Annotated in this window: 19 protein-coding genes; 15 read left to right on the top strand and 4 right to left on the bottom strand. The window is 66.2% G+C overall.

From position 1 onward, the window contains the following. Window positions 1-235 precede the first annotated feature (235 nt). Entirely contained in the window at window positions 236-1,510 is a 1,275-nt protein-coding gene (locus tag A9Z05_RS17605; RefSeq protein WP_069619251.1) for an SGNH/GDSL hydrolase family protein, read from the bottom strand. A gap of 201 nt (window positions 1,511-1,711) precedes the next feature. Here A9Z05_RS17605 and paaA point away from each other — a divergent pair, with 201 nt between their 5' ends. The 11 genes from paaA to A9Z05_RS36965 all read left to right on the top strand — a co-directional run bounded on the left by paaA (window position 1,712) and on the right by A9Z05_RS36965 (window position 9,867). Continuing rightward, window positions 1,712-2,710 carry a 1,2-phenylacetyl-CoA epoxidase subunit PaaA gene (gene paaA / locus A9Z05_RS17600; protein ID WP_069619250.1) on the top strand — a complete coding sequence of 333 codons (999 nt, stop codon included), beginning with the start codon at window positions 1,712-1,714 and terminating at the stop codon, window positions 2,708-2,710. A gap of 36 nt (window positions 2,711-2,746) precedes the next feature. Continuing rightward, entirely contained in the window at window positions 2,747-3,031 is a 285-nt protein-coding gene (gene paaB / locus A9Z05_RS17595) for a 1,2-phenylacetyl-CoA epoxidase subunit PaaB (protein ID WP_069619249.1), read from the top strand. Window positions 3,032-3,041: 10 nt separating this feature from the next. Continuing rightward, entirely contained in the window at window positions 3,042-3,845 is an 804-nt protein-coding gene (gene paaC, locus A9Z05_RS17590; protein ID WP_069619248.1) for a 1,2-phenylacetyl-CoA epoxidase subunit PaaC, read from the top strand. Window positions 3,846-3,870: 25 nt separating this feature from the next. Next, entirely contained in the window at window positions 3,871-4,431 is a 561-nt protein-coding gene (gene paaD, locus A9Z05_RS17585) for a 1,2-phenylacetyl-CoA epoxidase subunit PaaD (RefSeq protein WP_069619247.1), read from the top strand. 2 nt (window positions 4,432-4,433) lie between these two features. After that, window positions 4,434-5,522 carry a 1,2-phenylacetyl-CoA epoxidase subunit PaaE gene (gene paaE / locus A9Z05_RS17580; RefSeq protein ID WP_069619246.1) on the top strand — a complete coding sequence of 363 codons (1,089 nt, stop codon included), beginning with the start codon at window positions 4,434-4,436 and terminating at the stop codon, window positions 5,520-5,522. A 129-nt stretch (window positions 5,523-5,651) separates the two neighbouring features. Continuing rightward, window positions 5,652-6,464 (top strand): DUF1835 domain-containing protein, encoded by an 813-nt coding sequence (locus A9Z05_RS17575; protein WP_069619245.1) that lies wholly within the window; start codon window positions 5,652-5,654, stop codon window positions 6,462-6,464. Window positions 6,465-6,480: 16 nt separating this feature from the next. Then, a complete protein-coding gene (locus tag A9Z05_RS17570; RefSeq protein ID WP_069619244.1) occupies window positions 6,481-7,086 on the top strand; it encodes a TetR/AcrR family transcriptional regulator in 606 nt (201 codons plus the stop codon). A gap of 232 nt (window positions 7,087-7,318) precedes the next feature. Further along, on the top strand, window positions 7,319-7,954 hold the full coding sequence (locus tag A9Z05_RS17565; protein ID WP_069619243.1) for a GNAT family N-acetyltransferase: 636 nt from the start codon (window positions 7,319-7,321) through the stop codon (window positions 7,952-7,954). 435 nt (window positions 7,955-8,389) lie between these two features. Next, the gene (locus A9Z05_RS17560) at window positions 8,390-8,977 is read left to right on the top strand and encodes a hypothetical protein (RefSeq protein WP_069619242.1); all 588 of its coding nucleotides are present in this window, start codon (window positions 8,390-8,392) and stop codon (window positions 8,975-8,977) included. Window positions 8,978-8,995: 18 nt separating this feature from the next. Beyond that, a complete protein-coding gene (locus A9Z05_RS36970) occupies window positions 8,996-9,481 on the top strand; it encodes a hypothetical protein (RefSeq protein WP_069619241.1) in 486 nt (161 codons plus the stop codon). Between the two features lie 2 nt (window positions 9,482-9,483). Next, window positions 9,484-9,867 carry a DUF805 domain-containing protein gene (locus A9Z05_RS36965; protein WP_069619240.1) on the top strand — a complete coding sequence of 128 codons (384 nt, stop codon included), beginning with the start codon at window positions 9,484-9,486 and terminating at the stop codon, window positions 9,865-9,867. A gap of 36 nt (window positions 9,868-9,903) precedes the next feature. On the opposite strand, the gene A9Z05_RS17545 is transcribed toward A9Z05_RS36965, so the two are convergent. Next, window positions 9,904-10,419 carry an Lrp/AsnC family transcriptional regulator gene (locus tag A9Z05_RS17545; protein ID WP_059578229.1) on the bottom strand — a complete coding sequence of 172 codons (516 nt, stop codon included), beginning with the start codon at window positions 10,417-10,419 and terminating at the stop codon, window positions 9,904-9,906. A 215-nt stretch (window positions 10,420-10,634) separates the two neighbouring features. On the opposite strand from A9Z05_RS17545, the gene hppD reads away from it, so the two are divergent. Then, window positions 10,635-11,732, top strand: coding sequence for a 4-hydroxyphenylpyruvate dioxygenase (hppD, locus tag A9Z05_RS17540; protein WP_069619239.1), 1,098 nt, complete (start codon window positions 10,635-10,637; stop codon window positions 11,730-11,732). 101 nt (window positions 11,733-11,833) lie between these two features. Here the strand turns inward: hppD and A9Z05_RS17535 are convergent, their stop codons facing one another. Continuing rightward, window positions 11,834-12,028, bottom strand: a complete 195-nt coding sequence (locus tag A9Z05_RS17535) for a hypothetical protein (protein WP_069619238.1) — start codon at window positions 12,026-12,028, stop codon at window positions 11,834-11,836. Window positions 12,029-12,358: 330 nt separating this feature from the next. Between A9Z05_RS17535 and A9Z05_RS17530 the strand changes: the two genes are divergently transcribed. Next, the gene (locus tag A9Z05_RS17530; protein WP_069619237.1) at window positions 12,359-15,949 is read left to right on the top strand and encodes an indolepyruvate ferredoxin oxidoreductase family protein; all 3,591 of its coding nucleotides are present in this window, start codon (window positions 12,359-12,361) and stop codon (window positions 15,947-15,949) included. Window positions 15,950-16,126: 177 nt separating this feature from the next. On the opposite strand, the gene A9Z05_RS17525 is transcribed toward A9Z05_RS17530, so the two are convergent. Next, on the bottom strand, window positions 16,127-18,397 hold the full coding sequence (locus A9Z05_RS17525) for an NADP-dependent malic enzyme (RefSeq protein ID WP_069619236.1): 2,271 nt from the start codon (window positions 18,395-18,397) through the stop codon (window positions 16,127-16,129). Window positions 18,398-18,856: 459 nt separating this feature from the next. Here A9Z05_RS17525 and A9Z05_RS17520 point away from each other — a divergent pair, with 459 nt between their 5' ends. Beyond that, window positions 18,857-19,543: an orotate phosphoribosyltransferase gene (locus A9Z05_RS17520; protein ID WP_011546659.1), complete on the top strand. Its 687-nt coding sequence runs from the start codon at window positions 18,857-18,859 to the stop codon at window positions 19,541-19,543. A gap of 253 nt (window positions 19,544-19,796) precedes the next feature. Further along, on the top strand, window positions 19,797-20,393 hold the full coding sequence (locus A9Z05_RS17515) for a YbhB/YbcL family Raf kinase inhibitor-like protein (RefSeq protein WP_069619235.1): 597 nt from the start codon (window positions 19,797-19,799) through the stop codon (window positions 20,391-20,393). Window positions 20,394-20,563: the final 170 nt, after the last annotated feature.

The following is a 20,563-nucleotide window of genomic DNA, read 5'->3' as shown; positions in this document are numbered from 1 at the left end:
CGCTACATCCCGAACCCGACAACACCGCTTCCCTTCCCCCCCCGCGCCGTGTTTTCGTTAGCGCGAAAGAGGCGTGATTCTAAGCACCTGCCTCCATCCGCGCAAGCTCTTTGTGAAGAAAGTTTGAAAAAGCCGCCGTGCGCTGACGTGCACGGCGGCTTTGGGCTCGATGACCGATCTCGCGCCGGCGGCCCGCAGGCCGTCGGCAACCTTTCCCTCTATATATAGAGGCGCGTCACTTGCCGCCCACCGCAGCCTGCAGTTGCTCGACCGGCACCGCGTCGGCCATCGCCGTGTAGCCCGCATCGCTCGGATGGATGCCGTCGCCGCTATCGTATCGGCGCTGCAGCACGCTCGGGCGCGCCGCGTCGCGCAACACAGCGTCGAAGTCCACCACGCCGTCGAACCCGCCGCCGCTCCGAATCCACCGGTTCACCTCGAGCCGGATCGCTTCGCGTCCGGCCGGCAACGCCGCTGGCGTCAGCGTCGCGCCGAAGACCTTCACGCCCTGGCGATGCGCCGCCTCGATCAGCCGACGATAGCCGTCGATCAGCGACGCTGCCGTCACCTGCGTATGCGGGTGATCGCAATCGAGCCCCGCGCGCGGCGGCATCGCCGCGAAGTTGATGTCGTTGATCCCGATCAGCACGATCGCCGCCTTCACACCCGAGCGCGACAGCGCGTCACGCTCGAACCGCGACGCCAGCGACGTGCCGTAGCACGCGGAATCGCTGAGCAGCCGGTTACCGCTGATGCCGAGATTCACGACACCGATCGAATCGGCGCCCGACGCCATCAACCGGCGTGCGAGCGCGTCGGGCCAGCGGCGGTTCCGGTTCACGCTGGAGCGCAACCCGTCGGTGATCGAATCGCCAATTGCGGCGACGCTGCCGCGCGCGGAGCCAGCTTCGACGGCGAGCTCCGTCACCCATGCATATTGAGTAAAGCGGGTGCGGAACGCGCCGGCGCCCGGATCGCCCACGTGATCACCCGGCGCGGACACATAGTTGAACTGGTTCGACACCCGATGCCAGACCGTCATCCGCTGGTTCGGTCCCATCTGGAGACTGATCGCATACGGCTGCGCGGCCGTCACGTCGATCGACACCGGATCGCTTTCGAGCGCCTGGCCCGGCGCGAGCGTCACCGACGCGCTGCCGCCGAACCGGACCGGCACGACCGCGCCGCCGGCGAGCGCCGCCCCTTCGCCGGCCCGCGCGAGGCTCACGGCCTCGACGACCAGCGGCGTGCGACCGTATGCATTGCTCACGCGAATCCGCGCGGCTCGCCCGGACACGGTCGGGTAGACGATCTGCCGAACGGTTCGCCCGGCCACGTCGGGGGCACGGTAGAGCGGCGGCGGTGCGGCAAGGTCGGGAATCGGCTGCAGCGCGGTCGCCCACGCCGCGACCCAACCGCCCGGCGCGGCCGACGCCGCCGACGCCGCGAGCGGCGACGCGAAAACGGCCGCGCCCAGCACGGCCGCGGCGAAACTGCTTCGAAATGACATCGGCAAAAATCCTCATCGGAAAGCAGGCATTGTGCCGCAGAAGACGCGAGACCCACGCGCGAGGGCGCACTTGCGCGACCTGATCGCGCCCCGGCGTGCCTCGTTTACCCGAACCCCATCGCAAATCCGCAACAAATTTATTAACCGACCGGTCGGTTGGTTTATAATTCGCACACATTCAACCGGACGAGAGCTTTCGCCATGTACACGCAATCCCTCGACATCCCCGGCAACGTCGCGCCGCTCGACGCCGCAGCCGAGTCGCCCGAGCAGGCGCGGTTCGATGCGATGATGGCCGCGGACGGCAAGATCGAACCGCAGGACTGGATGCCCGACGCATATCGCAAGACGCTGGTACGCCAGATCTCGCAGCATGCGCATTCGGAAGTCGTCGGCATGCTGCCCGAAGGCAACTGGATCTCGCGCGCGCCGAGCCTGAAGCGCAAGGCGATCCTGCTCGCGAAGGTGCAGGACGAAGCCGGCCACGGCCTCTATCTGTATAGCGCGGTCGAAACGCTCGGCGTATCGCGCGACTCGCTGATCGACGCGCTGCACGCCGGCAAGGCGAAATACTCGAGCATCTTCAACTACCCGACGCCGACCTGGGCCGACGTCGGCGTGATCGGCTGGCTCGTCGACGGCGCCGCGATCATGAACCAGATCCCGCTGTGCCGCTGCACGTACGGCCCGTATGCGCGCGCGATGATCCGCGTGTGCAAGGAAGAGTCGTTCCATCAGCGCCAGGGCTTCGATGCGCTGCTGTCGATGATGAAAGGCAGCGACGCGCAGCGCGCGATGGTCCAGCAGGCCGTCGACCGCTGGTGGTGGCCGGTGCTGATGATGTTCGGCCCGAGCGACGCCGATTCGGTCCACAGCAGTCAGTCCGCGAAATGGGGCATCAAGCGGATCTCGAACGACGACCTGCGCCAGAAATTCGTCGACGCGACGGTCGATCAGGCAAAGGTGCTCGGCGTGACGCTGCCCGACCCCGACCTGAAATGGAACGAGGCGCGCGGCCACTACGACTACGGCGCGATCGACTGGGACGAATTCTGGCGCGTGGTCAATGGCGACGGCCCGTGCAACAAGGAACGCCTCGCGACTCGCGTGAAAGCACACGAGGACGGTGCCTGGGTGCGCGAAGCCGCGCTCGCGCACGAGGCGAAGCGCCGCGCCCGCGCCGAACAGCACGCCGCCTGAGCGGCAACCCCCGAATTCAGGAATCAGGAGAAAGCGATGAACAAGGAATGGCCGATCTGGGAAGTGTTCGTGCGCAGCAAGCAGGGCCTCGACCACAAGCACTGCGGCAGCCTGCACGCCGGCGACGCGACGATGGCGCTGCGCATGGCGCGCGACGTCTACACGCGCCGCCAGGAAGGCGTGAGCATCTGGGTGGTGCCGTCGTCGGCGATCACCGCGTCGGATCCGAGCGAGAAGGCCGAACTGTTCGAGCCGGCAGGCGACAAGATCTACCGTCACCCGACGTTCTACACGCTGCCCGACGAAGTCAACCACATGTAACGCCCGCGCCATGACGACCACGCCCGAACACCTCTCCTACGTGCTGCGCCTCGCGGACAACGCGCTGATCCTCGGTCAGCGCAACGCCGAATGGTGCGGCCATGGCCCGATCCTCGAGGAAGACATCGCGCTCACCAACATGAGCCTCGACCTCATCGGCCAGGCGCGCATGCTCTATACGCACGCGGCCGAGCTCGAGCGCCAGCTGACCGGCGCGGCGAAGACGGAAGACGATTACGCGTACTTCCGCACCGAGCGCGAGTTCGCGAACTTCACGCTCGCCGAACTGCCGCACTACGGCCCGGTCTCCGGCACCGCGCACGCCGACAAGGACTACGCGGTGACGATCGTGCGCAACTTCCTGTACGCGGCGCTGATGCTGCACGTGTGGAGCGCGCTGGAAACGTCGACCGACACGCAGCTCGCCGCCATCGCCGCGAAATCGGTAAAGGAAACCCGCTATCACGTCCAGCATGCGCGCGAATGGCTCGTGCGCCTCGGCGACGGCACCGACGAATCGCACCGCCGTGCGCAGGCCGCGCTCGACTACCTGATGCCGTACACGCGCGAATGCTTCGCCGCCGATGCGATCGACGACGCGATCGCCGCCGCTGGCATCGGCCCGGCGCCGGCCGCGATCGAGGCCGCGTGGCGCGCGGACGTGGACGACGCGCTCGCGGAGGCCACGCTCGCGCTGCCGGCGCCGGTGAAGCATGTGACGACCGGCAAGCAGGGCGAGCATTCGGAACACATGGGCTACCTGCTCGCCGAAATGCAGAGCCTCGCGCGTCAGCACCCCGGCGCGAGCTGGTAACCGGCCCACGCCACGGAGCCCGACGATGTCCGCCCAGACCGCCGCCCCCGCCCACAACGCCGCCGCGCACCGCGACGATCCGCTGCTCGCTCGCGCGTGGGACGTGCTGGAGGCCGTGCCCGATCCGGAGATCCCGGTCGTGTCGATCCGCGAGCTCGGCATCCTGCGCGATGTCCGCCGCGCGGCTGACGGCCGGCTCGAAGTCGTGATCACGCCGACTTACTCGGGCTGCCCGGCGATGTCGCAGATCGCCGAGGACATCGCCGCCGCGCTGCAGGCCGCCGACCTGCCGCCGCATCGGATCGAGACGGTGCTCGCCCCCGCGTGGACGACCGACTGGATCACGCAGGAAGCGCGCGACAAGCTGCGCGCGTACGGCATCGCGCCGCCGGCCGGCCAGTGCGGCAGCGCCGCGCCGCGGGAGAACGTCGTGCGCTTCGTGCCGCGGCCGGCCGCGGCTCCTGCCTGCCCGCGCTGCGGCTCCGCGCGCACCGAACGTCTCGCGCAATTCGCGTCCACGGCGTGCAAGGCGCTGTATCGCTGCGTCGACTGCCGCGAACCCTTCGACTACTTCAAACCCTACTGAATATGGCGACCCCGCAATTTCACCCGCTGCGTATCCGCGACGTGCGGCCCGAGACCGCCGACGCCGTGACCGTCTCGTTCGACGTGCCGCCCGAGCTGCGCGACGCATACCGCTTCACGCAGGGCCAGTTCGTCACGCTGAAGACCCACATCGACGGCGAGGAGACGCGCCGCTCGTATTCGATCTGCGTCGGCACGACGGACTACGATCGCGACGGCGAACTGCGCATCGGCATCAAGCGCGTGCGCGGCGGCCGCTTCTCGAACTTCGCGTTCGACACGCTGAAGCCCGGCCACACGATCGACGTGATGACGCCGGACGGCCGCTTCTTCACGCACCTGAACGCCGACCACGGCAAGCAGTACGTCGCGTTTTCCGGCGGCTCGGGGATCACGCCGGTGCTCGCGATCGTGAAGACGACGCTCGAGCTCGAGCCGCGCAGCACGTTCACGCTGATCTACGGCAACCGCAGCGTCGACGCGATCATGTTCGCGGAGGAGCTCGAGGACCTGAAGAACCGCTACATGAACCGCTTCGTCCTCTATCACGTGCTGTCGGACGACCTGCAGGACGTCGAGCTGTTCAACGGCGTGCTCGACCAGGCGAAATGCGCGAAATTCCTCGCGACGCTGACGCCGGCCGACGCGATCGACGAGGCGTTCATCTGCGGCCCGGCGCCGATGATGGACGCGGCCGAAGCCGCGCTGAAGGCGGCCGGCGTGCCGCAGGCGAAGGTGCACGTCGAGCGCTTCGGCACGCCGCTGCCGCAGGCCGGCGCACCGGTCGTCGAGATCACCGACCAGACGCCGGCCGCCGACCTCGAGATCGTGCTCGACGGCAAGAAGCGCAAGCTGCGCTTGCCGTACGAAGGCGTAAGCCTGCTCGACGTAGGCCTGCGCGCGGGCCTCGCGCTACCGTACGCGTGCAAGGGCGGCGTGTGCTGCACGTGCCGCGCGAAGGTGGTCGAAGGCGAAGTGCGGATGGAGAAGAACTACACGCTCGAGGAGCACGAAGTCAAGGACGGTTTCGTGCTCACGTGCCAGTGCCACCCGATCAGCGACAAGGTCGTCGTGAGCTTCGACGAGCGTTGAGCGGCGTCGGACCGTCGCTGCGCACAGGTTTCTCGCCGTCACACATCTCGCTTACACTAGGGGCCGCCGGCCGGCCGGACATCGCAACGTCCGCCCGGCCGGCGGTTTTCTTTTGTTGACGACAGGCCGATGAGTACCATTCATGTGATTCAGGGCGGCACCGCCGCCGCGTCGCTGCGCGAGGCCCTCGCGCAAGCCGGACGCGACGAGCGCGTCGTCGGTTTGCTCGACGATCTCGGCGTCGGGCCGCTGAAGGGCGCCGACGAGACGCCCGACACGCGCGCCACCTTCTGGCAGCACGTGCTCGGCGACCAGATTCCCGACTGGAACGCGGAAATCGAAAGCGAATTCGCACGCCTCGACCAGCTCGCGACGGAGACCGGCCAGGTCGTCGTGTGGCACGCGCCGAGCGTCGGCGACAAACTGCTGCTGCGCCGCGTCGCCTATCACCTGCGCAATGTGCCGCAGCGCCTGAACGAGGTGCGGCTGTCGGCCGCCGATCTCGATGCCGCGCAGCGCGCAGCGCTGTCGCGCACCGACCAGGCCTGCGCGACCGGGATGTTCTCGCCCGCGGAACTGGCGCGCAAGCGGCCGGCGGCCGCGCCGGTCTCGGTTCTGCGTATCGGCCGCCTCGCGCTCGAATGGCAGGAGGCGAAGCACCTGAACGCCGAATTGCGTTATTGGGTCAGCAACACGATCAAGAGCGGCCATTACGCCGATCTCGACGCACTGATCGTCGCGCGCGCGGAAGCCGACTGGCAGCCGGCACGGCGCCTCGTCGGCAGCATCATGGCCGCCGCCGACCGCGGCGGGCTGTTCGTCAGCGACTCGATCGCGTGGTGGCGCTGCCGCGAACTCGCGACCGCCGGCCGGCTCGAGCTGCAGGACGACGCGCCCGACGCCCTCTCTTCCACGCAGGTGCGCGCCGCCGCGCACCGCTAATCTTCCGCATTCGACCATGGCCCGAACCCGAGCGCCCGACCACGAATCCCAGCGCGAGCAGATCCTCGACCTGGCCGCCGAGAAATTCGCGCAGACGAGCTACCCGAGCACGTCGATGTCCGATCTCGCGACCGCGAGCGGCACGTCGAAGGCGCGGCTCTATCACTATTACGAGAGCAAGGAAGCGATCCTGTTCGACCTGCTCGACCGCTACACGAAACGGCTGATGCTGATCATCGCCGAGGTCGAGGGCGCGAGCCAGCGGCGCGGTCTCAGCGAGCGCGACGCGTTCGCCGAACTCGTGCGCGCGTTCCTCGCCGAATACGAGACGTCGCACAGCCGCCACGTCGCGCTGCTCAACGACGTGAAGTATCTCGAGGACGCGCAGCGTGAAATCGTGCTCGACCGCCAGCGCGACATCGTCGCGGCGTTCACGCGGCAACTCGCGCGCGCGTACCCGGACCGCATCTCCAAGGAAAACCAGACGTCGGTGACGATGATGGTGTTCGGGATGATCAACTGGACCTTCACGTGGCTGAAGCCGGGCGGCCGCCTCGGCTACCGCGACTTCGCCGAACAGGTGATCGACCTGATCGAGCACGGGCTGTCGACGGCGGCCTGATTGCCGCGCAGCAGCATGCGTTGCGTGACGGGCACAGGGGGCCGGATGCCGCACATTTCATATGATGAATTTTAAATCCGTTCAAAATCAATGAGTTATTGGATGAACTAAGCAGATTTAGAATTCCTCCTCAGCACAAACAACGTCAAATACGGGTTTTCCCCAACCTCGCTCGGGTAAAATGCTGCTGCATTGCACAACCCGCTTGTGCACCCACACTGAGGAACCCACGATGAACACGCAATTCAACGACCGTGCCGATGCTGTCGGCAAGGTCGGTACTGCGCCGGTTCTCGTCAGGGAACTGGCTTCCAAAGACCGTGAGCAGATGCTCACCCACTTTCTCTCGCTCGACGAAGAGGACCGCCTGCTGCGCTTCGGCCAGATGGTGCCCGACCACGTGATCGAGAACTATGTCCGCACGATCGACTTCGGTCGCGATACGGTGTTCGGCGTGTTCGACCACGACCTCGAACTGATCGGCGTCGGCCACCTGGCCTATCTGCCGGCCGAGGGCGACACGCGCACAGCCGAATTCGGCGTGTCGGTGCTCGAAAGCGCGCGCGGCCGCGGCGTCGGCTCGAAGCTGTTCGAGCGCGCGGCGATCCGCAGCCGCAACACGCACGTGACGATGCTGTACATGCATTGCCTGTCGCGCAACGCGACGATGATGCACATCGCGAAGAAGTCCGGGATGCGGATCGAGTACGCGTACGGCGAAGCCGATGCGTACCTGTCGCTGCCGCCGGCCGACCACTCGACGATCATCGCCGAGATGCTGCAGGAACAGGCTGCGGTGTTCGACTATGCGATGAAGCGTCAGGCGCGCCGCACGACGAAGTTCATTGAATCGCTGATGCCGGCTTGACGCCGACCTGACTCGCCAATCTCAGGTACCTCGCACGCTGTCGTTGCAGCGTGCGGGAACGGGACGCGCCGCCTTTCGTGCTCCATGCGTCCGATGGATGTCGACATCGCCGTCACGCCATCGCGTCGCCGATACTGCCGCCCCTTGGCAGTCGATATCCCGGTATGTTTCCCGCGCGCCCGGCTAAGCGGTCGCTGGCAAAGCGCAGTTGAGCTCGTCTGTCGCTGGACGGTACTCTCGCAGAAGAGCGCTCACTTTCGTACCTATCCCATTGATCTTTTGCCGCCTGCCGATAGATGATCGGCCACTTATTTCAGTCGGCGAAAGATCGGAGGGGGACGGACCGTCCACCAGGTTTCTCCATACGCGGGTCACGCCTTCACCCATCGAATCTATTTGCCCGCTTCGTCTATTTCATGTTGCGAGGATGGGGGTATGACAGGACAACGCATCGATTACGGCCAGCCCACCGGGGCCTATCTGTTGATCGAGCAACTGCATGCAAAAAACGGACTGCCATCGTTGGCCAACACGATTGGCCCGTCCAATCTGCAAATCTACCGGATCGTTGCCCAATTGTATGAGACTGCCGATATTTACGTCGACAATCAACGGGCCCTGGCTGGCGAGATGACCATGTGGCAAATGCTCAAGGGAGCGTTTGGTATCGATGTCGTCACGCGCCCCAACGGTAAAACCACACTGGTGCTTGAATATGCTGGCTTCGTCAATAACGTCACTCCATTGCCCAAGATCGGCAATCTCTTGCCCGAATTCATGACCAAGGAATATACGCTAAAGGTTCGCTCTCCCTATATCTTCGGTACCGATCCCCTACCGGACATCCAACTCTACCGGCACGCAAAATCCGTATTTATGCAGCGTCATGGCGGACAGTCTCCGGCCACTGCAATGGCGAAATACCATCGCCGAACCCGCGAGCTTATCCGACTCAATACAATCAGCGAAATCGACAGCGCCCTGCGTGATCTGCGCACGACATTTCCATCGTTGAATTTCTGAACTTTCGTCTGTCGCGACATGCGCCTCCCCCCCGCCAAGCCAATATCGCTGGCCCTCTTTACCGTGCTCGGCGGCCTGCTGGGCTTCACCGTCCACAATAAGTTCATAGGCAACCTCGCCAACACGCATGCCGCATGGCTGGTCGCCGGGCCGCCATCGCAGATGTTCGTCGATCAACTTCGGACCACTATCGCCTTCGGTATGCTTGGCGCGGCCGTAAGCATCGGAATTTCCTTCTTCCATACCCACATCACATCGGCCAAGGCTCGCACCGTCGCAACGTTGCTGCTTGTCGCTGTCGCGGCGGCAAGCACTTGGGGGGCGCACGTGATTATTCTCGCCCGCCTCGCCGCGACGGCAGCCGCCGCACCGTTGAGCATCCCCTTGTTACTCCCCTTACCGCACATTCCCGCCTTCTGGATCGCGATAGCAGCAACCGTCTGTGTTGCCATCGACATCGGTATCACCCTGCTGTTCGTACGCCACCGCCATTGCTGGAGATGACGATGAAAACCGCGCTGCATGCATGGCTGAACGGCTATCGGCGCATGCTGTCATTTCGTGGCCGAGAGCGGCGCCGCGATTTCTTGTACTTCCTGCTAGGCCATTACCCGCTCTTTTACCTTCTGATCACGCTGATCAAATGGTCACACAACCGACTTTCCGCCGACGCAACACTGACGTCATTCCTGCTGTTCGGCGCGGGGCTCGCGTCACTATGCGCAACCCTCACCTACAACGTCAGGCGTCTGCACGACAGCAATCGCTCCGGCCTGCTGTGCATCGGCTACTTCCTGTTCGCCGCCCCCATCGTGATCCTCGTGTCGCTGTGGCTCGCACCGCGCAACGCCGGTAACCGCTACGGTCCCGATCCGCGCCGCGCCGCGTAGACGCCCGCACGCCTCATCGACGTCACACGTCGCCCATCAACGAATCGGCAACGCCGTCGTTTCCTTGAAGCAATCGAGCGAGAAGCTCGTTTTCACGTCGATCACCGACGGGTGATGCAGCAGATGCTCCTGCACGAAGCGGGAGAAATGCGCCATGTCCTCGACCTGCACGCGCAGCAGGTAATCCATGTCGCCCGTCATCGCATGGCACGCGACCACTTCCGGCCAGGTCTGCACGGCCGCGCGGAACAGCTCCGCGTGGGTCGCGCCCGCGCGCGCCGACGTCTCGTCGGCCCGGACCGGCGCGAGGCCGCCACGCTTTTCGAGGCGCACGCTCACGTAGGCGAGCAGGTCGAGCCCGAGCTTCTGCGGATTCAGCAGCGCGACGTAGCCGGTGATCACGCCGATTTCCTCGAGCCGCCGGATCCGCCGCAGGCACGGGCTCGGCGACAGGTTCACGCGCTCGGCGATCTCCTGGTTCGACAGGCGCCCGTTCTCCTGAAGAATCGCGAGAATTCGCCGGTCGATGGCATCCAATTCGGCTTGCGCCATCTTCTGCCCTCCATTGATTATTTCGAGACTGGAAATTGCGCCATCGTAGGCGTGGGCGATTAAGTTCGCAAGTTTCCGCTCGCGGCCGCCCGCTACACTCTGTCGCATGTCTCGGCTTGCCGCGCCCGCTCACCGCCGGCGCGGCCGTCGAACCTCGAACCACGCCGGGCACGCACACGCCGCCCCGGCCGATCGCCCCGCACAGGAGACACGACATGCAGATCCCCACCTGGGACAACCCCGTCGGCACCGACGGCTTCGAATTCATCGAATACACGGCGCCGGACCCGAAAGCACTCGGACAACTGTTCGAACGGATGGGTTTCACCGCGATCGCGCGCCACCGCCATAAGGACGTGACGGTGTACCGCCAGGGCGACATCAACTTCATCATCAACGCCGAACCCGATTCGTTCGCGCAACGCTTCGCGCGGCTGCACGGCCCGTCGATCTGCGCGATCGCGTTCCGCGTGCAGGACGCTGCAAAAGCCTACAAGCACGCGCTGGAGCTCGGCGCATGGGGCTTCGACAACAAGACGGGCCCGATGGAGCTGAACATCCCGGCGATCAAGGGCATCGGCGATTCGCTGATCTACTTCGTCGACCGCTGGCGCGGCAAGAACGGCGCGCAGCCGGGCGCGATCGGCGACATCAGCATCTACGACGTCGACTTCGAGCCGATTCCCGGTGCGAATCCGAACCCGGTCGGCCACGGCCTCACCTACATCGACCACCTGACGCACAACGTGCATCGCGGCCGCATGCAGGAATGGGCGGAGTTCTACGAGCGCCTGTTCAACTTCCGCGAAGTGCGCTATTTCGACATCGAAGGCAAGGTGACGGGCGTGAAGTCGAAGGCGATGACGTCGCCGTGCGGCAAGATCCGCATCCCGATCAACGAGGAAGGCTCGGACACGGCCGGCCAGATCCAGGAATACCTCGACGCGTATCACGGCGAAGGCATCCAGCACATCGCGCTCGGCGCGAGCGACATCTATCAGGCGGTCGACGGGCTGCGCAGCAAGGAAGTGAAGCTGCTCGACACGATCGACACGTATTACGAACTGGTCGACCGCCGCGTGCCGAACCACGGCGAATCGCTGGACGAGCTGAAGAAGCGCAAGATCCTGATCGACGGCGCACGCGACGACCTGCTGCTGCAGATCTTCACCGAAAACCAGATCGGCCCGATCTTCTTCGAGATCATCCAGCGCAAGGGCAACCAGGGCTTCGGCGAAGGCAACTTCAAGGCGCTGTTCGAATCGATCGAGCTCGACCAGATCCGCCGCGGCGTCGTGCAGGACAAGGCCTGACGCACCTGCCGCGCGGCAGCGGCTCCGGGCAACCAGCAGCGGCCGCGCGATCCGGCCGCCCTTTTTACATGCCGGCGCAGCCCGCGGGCCGCGCGACCGCATCAACGCACGTTCGCCTTCGACTCGGCGGCACGCTCGAGCGACGGCTGTGCCGCGGCGTCCTGGGCCGGCACGATCTGACGCATCTGCGCGCCGGCTGCCGCCAGTGCACTCGCGCCGCGCGCGTGCACCGGGCCGGTCATCGCGAAAAACGCGGCGGACACGATCAGGAAACTCTGGATATGACGTGTGTTCATTGCACCTCCTGTAAAACTGCCGGCGCCTCCCCGACTGCGTCGGAACGAACCCACGCGGCCGGGCACCTCCGGCAGGCCGACAAGATTAACGGCATTTGCCCGCAGATCAACGCCGCTTTACATGCTTTTACATGATGTAACGCATCATCTCGCCCTGTTTCATGGTGCGTGGCCGCCATTTCCCCCGCGTTGCGACCGATGGGCGGCGGGTTTGCCCCAGTGCTACCATCCCTTAAAACCGGCGAACATGCCGGCCACTGCAGACGCGTCCAAAAGATGCCGACGCAACCGAAGTTTTGGTGATCCCAGACCGGGTGGAGGAGACAGTTAATGAATGCCCCGCTAGACGCAGACCAACGCGCGTCGCTAGAAGCCGCGCTGAAGTCCGTCACGCTTGACGACAAATACACGCTGGAACGCGGCCGCGCGTACATGAGCGGCATCCAGGCCCTCGTGCGCTTGCCGATGCTCCAGCAGGAACGCGACCGCGCCGCCGGTCTCAATACGGCCGGTTTCATCTCCGGCTACCGCGGCTCGCCGCTCGGCGGCCTCGATCTGTCGCTGTGGAAAGCCAAGCAGCATCTGGCCGCCCACCAGATCGTCTTCCAGCCCGGCCTCAACGAAGATCTCGCCGCCACCGCGGTGTGGGGCTCCCAGCAAGTGAACCTGTACCCCGGCGCGAAGTACGACGGCGTGTTCGGCATGTGGTACGGCAAGGGCCCGGGCGTCGATCGCACCGGCGACGTCTTCAAGCACGCGAACTCGGCCGGCTCGTCGCAGCACGGCGGCGTGCTGGTGCTGGCCGGCGACGACCACGCGGCGAAATCGTCGACGCTCGCGCACCAGTCCGAGCACATCTTCAAGGCCTGCGGGCTGCCGGTGCTGTTCCCGTCCAACGTGCAGGAATATCTCGACTTCGGCCTGCACGGCTGGGCGATGAGCCGCTACTCGGGCCTGTGGGTCGCGCTCAAGTGCGTGACGGACGTCGTCGAATCGTCGGCGTCGGTCGACATCGACCCGCATCGCACCGAGATCGTGCTGCCGACCGACTTCATCCTGCCGGAAGGCGGGCTGAACATCCGCTGGCCCGATCCGCCGCTCGTGCAGGAAGCGCGGTTGCTCGACTACAAGTGGTACGCGGCGCTCGCCTACGTGCGTGCGAACAAGCTCGACCGGATCGAGATTGACTCGCCGCATGCGCGCTTCGGGATCATGACCGGCGGCAAGGCGTACCTCGACGTGCGCCAGGCGCTGATCGACCTCGGCCTCGATGACGAAACCTGCGCGCGAATCGGCATCCGCCTGTACAAGGTCGGCTGCGTGTGGCCGCTCGAAGCCCAGGGCGCGCAGGCGTTCGCGCGCGGCCTCGACGAAATCCTGGTCGTCGAGGAAAAGCGCCAGATCCTCGAATACGCGATCAAGGAAGAGCTGTACAACTGGCCCGACGCGCAGCGCCCGCGCGTGTTCGGCAAGTTCGACGAGAAGGACGGCGCCGGCGGCGAATGGTCGGTGCCGATGGGCAACTGGCTGCTGCCCGCGCACTACGAGCTGTCGCCCGCGATCATCGCGAAGGCGATCGCGACGCGCCTCGATAAGTTCGAGCTGCCGTCCGACGTGCGCGCGCGCATCGCCGCGCGGCTCGCGGTGATCAACGCGAAGGAAATGGCGCTCGCGAAGCCGCACGTGCAGACCGAGCGCAAGCCGTGGTTCTGCTCGGGCTGCCCGCACAACACGTCGACCAACGTGCCCGAAGGCTCGCGTGCGATCGCCGGGATCGGCTGCCACTACATGACGGTGTGGATGGACCGCAGCACGAGCACCTTCAGCCAGATGGGCGGCGAAGGCGTGCCGTGGATCGGCCAGGCGCCGTTCACGGACGAGAAGCACGTGTTCGCGAACCTCGGCGACGGCACCTATTTCCATTCGGGCCTCCTCGCGGTGCGCGCGGCGATCTCGTCGAAAGCGAACATCACCTACAAGATCCTCTACAACGACGCGGTCGCGATGACGGGCGGCCAGCCGGTCGACGGCGTGCTGACGGTGCCGCAGATCACGCATCAGCTCGCGTCCGAAGGCGCGAAGAAGATCGTGATCGTCACCGACGAGCCGGAAAAGTACGACAGCCAGAAGGCGCTGCTCGCGCCGGGCGTGACGATCCACCACCGCGACCAGCTCGACGACGTGCAGCGCGAGCTGCGCGAGATCGAGGGCACGACGATCCTGATCTACGACCAGACCTGCGCGACCGAGAAGCGCCGTCGCCGCAAACGCGGCACGTATCCGGACCCGGCAAAACGCGTCGTGATCAACGACGCGGTGTGCGAAGGCTGCGGCGATTGCTCGGTGCAGTCGAACTGCCTGTCGGTCGAGCCGCTGGAAACCGAATTCGGCACGAAGCGCCAGATCAACCAGTCGAGCTGCAACAAGGACTTCTCGTGCGTGAAGGGCTTCTGCCCGAGCTTCGTCACGGTCGAGGGCGGCCAGTTGAAGAAGCCGAAGGCGGTGGCGGTCGACGGCGGTGCGCTGCCGCCGATTCCGGAACCGGCGCTGCCGGCGATCGACCGTGCATACGGCGTGCTCGTCACCGGCGTCGGCGGCACGGGCGTCGTCACGATCGGCGCGCTGCTCGGGATGGCCGCGCACCTGGAAAACAAGGGCGTGACCGTGCTGGACGTCACCGGCCTCGCGCAGAAAGGCGGCGCGGTGATGAGCCACGTGCAGATCTCGCACGCGCCGACCGACATCCATGCGACGCGGATCGCGATGGGCGAAGCCGATCTCGTGATCGGCTGCGACGCGATCGTCACGGCCGGCGACGAATGCACGTCGCGGATGCGGCACGACACGACGCGCGTGGTCGTCAATAGCGCGCAGACGCCGACCGCCGAGTTCATCAAGAACCCGAACTGGGCGTTCCCCGGCCTGTCCGCCGAGAACGACATCCGCGCGGCGGCAGGTGAATCGGTCGACTTCATCGACGCGAACCGCTTCGCGGTCGCGCTGCTCGGCGACGCGATCTACACGAACCCGTTCGTGCTCGGCTACGCATGGCAGAAGGGCTGGCTGCCGCTGACGCTCGCGTCGCTCGAACGCGCGATCGAGCTGAACGCGGTGTCGGTCGACAAGAACCGCTCGGCGTTCGACTGGGGCCGCCGCGCCGCGTACGACCTGGCCAGCGTGAAGCAGGCCGCGGCCGGCGACGCCCGCCCCGCGCAAGGCGCCACGGTGATCTCGCTGCATACGAAGAAGGCGGTCGACGCGCTGATCGCGAAGCGCGTGGAATTCCTCACCGCGTACCAGAACGCCGCGTACGCGTCGCGTTATGCGGCATTCGTCGACAAGGTGCGCGCCGCCGAGCGCGCGCTGGCGGACGGCGACACGGTGCAGGAGCCGCTGACCGAGGCGGTCGCGCGCAACCTGTTCAAGTTGATGGCGTACAAGGACGAATACGAGGTCGCGCGGCTGCAGTCCGATCCCGCGTTCCTCGCGCGCCTGACCGCGCAGTTCGAAGGCGACTGGAAGCTGAAATTCCACCTCGCGCCCCCGCTGTTCGCGAAGACGGACGCCCACGGCCATCTCGTGAAGAAGGCGTACGGCCCGTGGATGATGTCGGCGTTCCGGCTGCTCGCGAAGGCGAAGTTCCTGCGCGGCACGGGGCTCGATCCGTTCGGCCGCACCGCGGAGCGCCGCACCGAGCGCGCGCTGATCGGCGAATACGAAGCGCTGATCGGCGAGGTGCTGGCGAAGCTGAACGCGGCCAACCGGCCGCTCGCGCTCGAGCTCGCGGCGCTGCCGGACGGCATTCGCGGCTACGGCCACGTGAAGGAGAACAATCTGCGCGCGGTGCGGCAGAAGTGGGACACGCTGCTCGCGAAGTGGCGTTCGCCGGCAGGCGGCCAGTCGCATCAACAGGTCGCATAAGTCACGGCGCGCGGCGCGGCGCGGCGGGCGGTCGCGGTCCGGACGGCCCTCCCCCGGACGCGCTGCCCGCGCCGCCGTCGCCCCTTCGGGTTCAGGCAAAAAAAACGCCACGAAACGCAGGTTCCGTGGCGTTTTTCATTGCGCCGCGCGTGACGCGCGGCACACGCGAGCGTGGACTTACTTCGTGTTCACGTTCGCGGCGGCAACGGCCGTCATGTTGATGATCCGGCGCACGGTCGCGGCCGGCGTCAGGATGTGGACCGGCTTGGCCGCGCCGAGCAGGAACGGGCCGACCGTCACGCCTTCGCCGCCGACCATCTTCAGCAGGTTGTACGCGATGTTCGCCGCTTCGACGTTCGGCATGATCAGCAGGTTCGCCTCGCCCGACAGCGTCGTGCCCGGGAACGCCTGCTTGCGGATCAGTTCCGACAGCGCCGCGTCGCCGTGCATTTCGCCGTCGACTTCGAGGTTCGGCGCACGTTCGACGATCAGCTTGCGGGCCTCGGCCATCCGGCGCGACGACGCCGACGGCGCGCTGCCGAAGTTCGAGTTCGACAGCAGCGCGGCCTTCGGCGTGATGCCGAAGCGCTCGATCTCGGCCGCGGCCTGGATCGTCATGTCGGCGAGCTGGTCGGCGCTCGGCAGCTCGTTCACGTACGTGTCGCACACGAACAGGTTGCGGCCCGGCAGCATCAGCAGGTTCATCGCGGCGAAGTGCTCGGCGCCCTTCGCGCGGCCCAGCACCTGCTCGATGAACTTCAGGTGGCTGTGGAACGTGTCGATCATCCCGCAGATCATCCCGTCCGCATCGCCCAGATGCACGAGCATCGCGCCGATCAGCGTGTTGAACTTGCGCATCGCGGCCTTCGCGACTTCCGGCGTCACGCCGTCGCGCGCGCCGATCTCCTGATACGCCTGCCAGTAGCGGTGGTAGCGCGCGTCGTCTTCCGGATCGACGATTTCGAAATCGGTGCCGGCCTTCAGCTTCGAGCCGATCTTCGCGAGGCGCATGTCGACGACCGACGGACGGCCGATGATGATCGGCTTCGCGATCTTTTCCAGCAGCACGAACTGCGCGGCACGCAGCACGCGCTCGTCCTCGCCTTCGGCGAACACGATGCGGGCCTCCTTCTGCTTCGCGGTCGCGAACACCGGGCGCATCACCATGCCGGTGCGGTAGACGGTCGCGCCGAGCTGCTCGCGGTACGCGTCCATGTCCTGGATCGGGCGCGTGGCGACGCCCGAATCCATCGCGGCCTGAGCGACGGCCGGCGCGATCTTGATGATCAGGCGCGGATCGAACGGCTTCGGAATCAGGTAGTCCGGCCCGAACTCGAGCGAATGGCCTTCATACGCCTTCGCGACTTCCTCGCTCTGGTCGGTTTCCTGGGCCAGCTCGGCGATCGCGCGCACGCACGCGAGCTTCATTTCTTCCGTGATCGTCGTCGCGCCGACGTCGAGCGCGCCGCGGAAGATGAACGGGAAGCACAGCACGTTGTTGACCTGGTTCGGGTAGTCCGAACGGCCGGTCGCGACGATCGCGTCCGGGCGCACGGCCTTCGCGTCCTCCGGGCGGATTTCCGGTTCCGGGTTCGCGAGCGCCAGGATCAGCGGGCGCTCGCCCATCGTCTTGACCATGTCCTGCTTCAGCACGCCCGCGCTCGAACAGCCGAGGAACACGTCCGCGCCGACGATCGCGTCGGCGAGCGAGCGCGCGTCGGTGTTCGCCGCATAGCGCTGCTTCGACGGATCGAGGTTGCCGCGCCCTTCGTAGATCACGCCCTTCGAATCGGCGACGAGGATGTTCGACTTCGTGAGGCCGAGGTTCACCAGCAGGTCCAGACACGCGATCGCGGCCGCGCCGGCGCCCGAGCACACGAGCTTCACGTCGGCGAGCTTCTTGCCGACGACCTTCAGGCCGTTCAGGATCGCGGCCGACGCGATGATCGCGGTGCCGTGCTGGTCGTCGTGAAAGACGGGGATCTTCATGCGCTCGCGCAGCTTCTGCTCGATGTAGAAGCATTCCGGCGCCTTGATGTCCTCGAGGTTGATGCCGCCGAGCGTCGGCTCGAGCATCGCGATCGCCTCGACGAGCTTGTCGGGGTCGGACTCCGACAGTTCGATGTCGAACACGTCGATACCCGCGAATTTCTTGAAGAGGCAGCCCTTGCCTTCCATCACCGGCTTCGCGGCGAGCGGGCCGATGTTGCCGAGGCCGAGCACGGCCGTGCCGTTCGTGATCACGCCGACGAGGTTGCCGCGCGACGTGTATTTCTGCGCGTCGAGCGGATCGGCGTGGATCGCCTCGCACGCGGCGGCGACGCCCGGCGAATACGCGAGCGACAGATCGAGCTGGTTCGACAGCGGCTTGGTCGGGGTGACCGAAATCTTGCCGGGTTTCGGGTTCAGGTGATAAGCGAGAGCGGCCTGCTTCAGTTGTTCGTCCATGATTGACCTGCGAGAGACATGCGAAATATTGACGACTCAGTACACAGCACCTTCGGCCGCGTCTGCTTGAATCGAGGGGATGGTCGACTGAGAGACGGCCCGCGACGCGCCGGATCGGCACGCCATCGAACCTTGGCGGATGGCAAGAGGAAAGTACAAAGTACTGAACGATTTCTTAGGGCCGCCTAGTGTACACCCCCTAAATGACCTCCGTTGGTGCACCGCCGCATCCCCGGCCTCTGCGTCGGACTGGTCGCGCCCCGTTTGTTTCGCCGGTGGCGAGCCGCGCACCGAACCGCACGAATTCCGCCGAAAACCGGCCTGGATCGGGTAAAATAGCGGGCTACGCGCGCAGCGATGCGATTGGCCCGCCGATCGCGCCCCGGCCCTCCGGGCAGGTTCCCCTTGCTGCGCCATCGGGCCCGCGCCCGCTCCTCGCTCATCACCCAAGGAATGCCCATGACAGGCTACGATCGTCAGTCGATCTCGGATACGACCGCCAAAATCCTGCTCGAAGTGCAGGCGGTGCACTTCAATGCCGAAAAACCGTTCATCTTCACGTCCGGCTGGGCAAGCCCCGTCTATATCGACTGCCGCAAGCTGATCTCGTATCCGCGCGTGCGCCGTGCGCTGATGGAAATGGCGGAAACGACGATCACGCGCGACATCGGCTTCGAGCAGATCGACGCGGTGGCGGGCGGCGAGACGGCCGGCATCCCGTTCGCGGCATGGATCGCGGACCGGATGATGGTGCCGATGCAGTACGTGCGCAAAAAGCCGAAGGGTTTCGGCCGCAACGCACAGATCGAAGGCCATCTCGAGGAAGGCTCGCGCGTGCTGCTGGTGGAAGACCTGACGACCGACAGCCGCAGCAAGATCAACTTCGTCAACGCGCTGCGCACCGCGGGCGCGACGGTGAACCACTGCTTCGTGCTGTTCCACTACGACATCTTCAAGGAAAGCGTGTCGGTCCTGAAGGACATCGACGTCGACCTGCACGCGCTCGCCACGTGGTGGGACGTGCTGCGCGTCGCGAAGGCGTCGGGCTACTTCGAGACGAAGACGCTCGACGAAGTCGAGAAATTCCTGCACGCACCGGCCGAATGGTCGGCCGCGCACGGCGGCGCGACGGCCCCGAAGGAATGACGCCACGCCGGCACGCGTGCCGGCGCGCTGGCTGAACAAGCCGCCTGCTTCATCGCAGGCGGCTTTTTTTCGTCCGCCGACCGGGCGCGCTGACCGATCGCAATCGCGGGCGCCGGTGTGCGTCGCTCATCGAACCCCTCATCGAACCCTAATGCTAGACTTGACCCATCGCCGCCCCCAGCGGCGCGGGCAACACACAACGCCAACAATGCCGGGCGCCGCGGCCCGGCCCACGTGACGGGAGAAGCGCCATATGCGTGTGGATCGCCGGATCACTCCGCCTGCGCCATCGGGCCGCCCGTCTGCGTTCCGCCTCCCCGCCCTCCTGTGCGCTGCCGTTTTCGCGGCGCTGCCCGCGCATGCGGAAGGCCCGTTCACCGTGACGAGCGACGACCTGACGCCCGGCGCCCGCGTGCGGGCCGCGAACGTGTTCGACCGCGGCGACTGCAAGGGCGCGAACCGCTCGCCGCAACTCGCATGGCGCAACCCGCCGCCCGGCACGCGCGGCTACGCGGTCACGATCTTCGATCCCGATGCGCCCGGGCATGGCTGGTGGCACTGGGCCGTCGCGGGCATTCCGGCGACCGTCACGAGCCTGCCGGCCGACGCGAGCGCATCCGGCTTCCTGCGCCGCATCGGCGCGAGCGAGGCGCGCAACGACTACGGGATCGACGGCTACGGCGGCCCGTGCCCGCCGCCCGGCAAGCCGCATCGCTACGTGGTCACCGTCTACGCGCTGAAAGGCACCGACCTGCGCATTTCGCAGGGTCGCCCCGCGCCGATGTTCGAGCACGAGATCGGCACGCTCGCGATCGGCACCGCGCAACTCACGGTCACTTACGGCCAGTAGCCGCGCTGCGTCCCGCCCGGCGGCGGCGCCGCGATTGCCGGCCGCCGCGAATTTCGGTGCGCCGCACGCACACGTCGTCTCGTCATTTCGGCTTGCTAGACTCGTTCTCACCGGTCGCGGCATTCCGTGCCGCGCGACCGTCGCGCCGCCTGCCGGCGACGCGTGACGCG

The sequence above is a fragment of the Burkholderia sp. A2 genome (assembly GCF_001729305.1).
Classification (GTDB): domain Bacteria; phylum Pseudomonadota; class Gammaproteobacteria; order Burkholderiales; family Burkholderiaceae; genus Burkholderia; species Burkholderia sola.
This window is presented reverse-complemented; position numbering and strand designations above follow the sequence as displayed.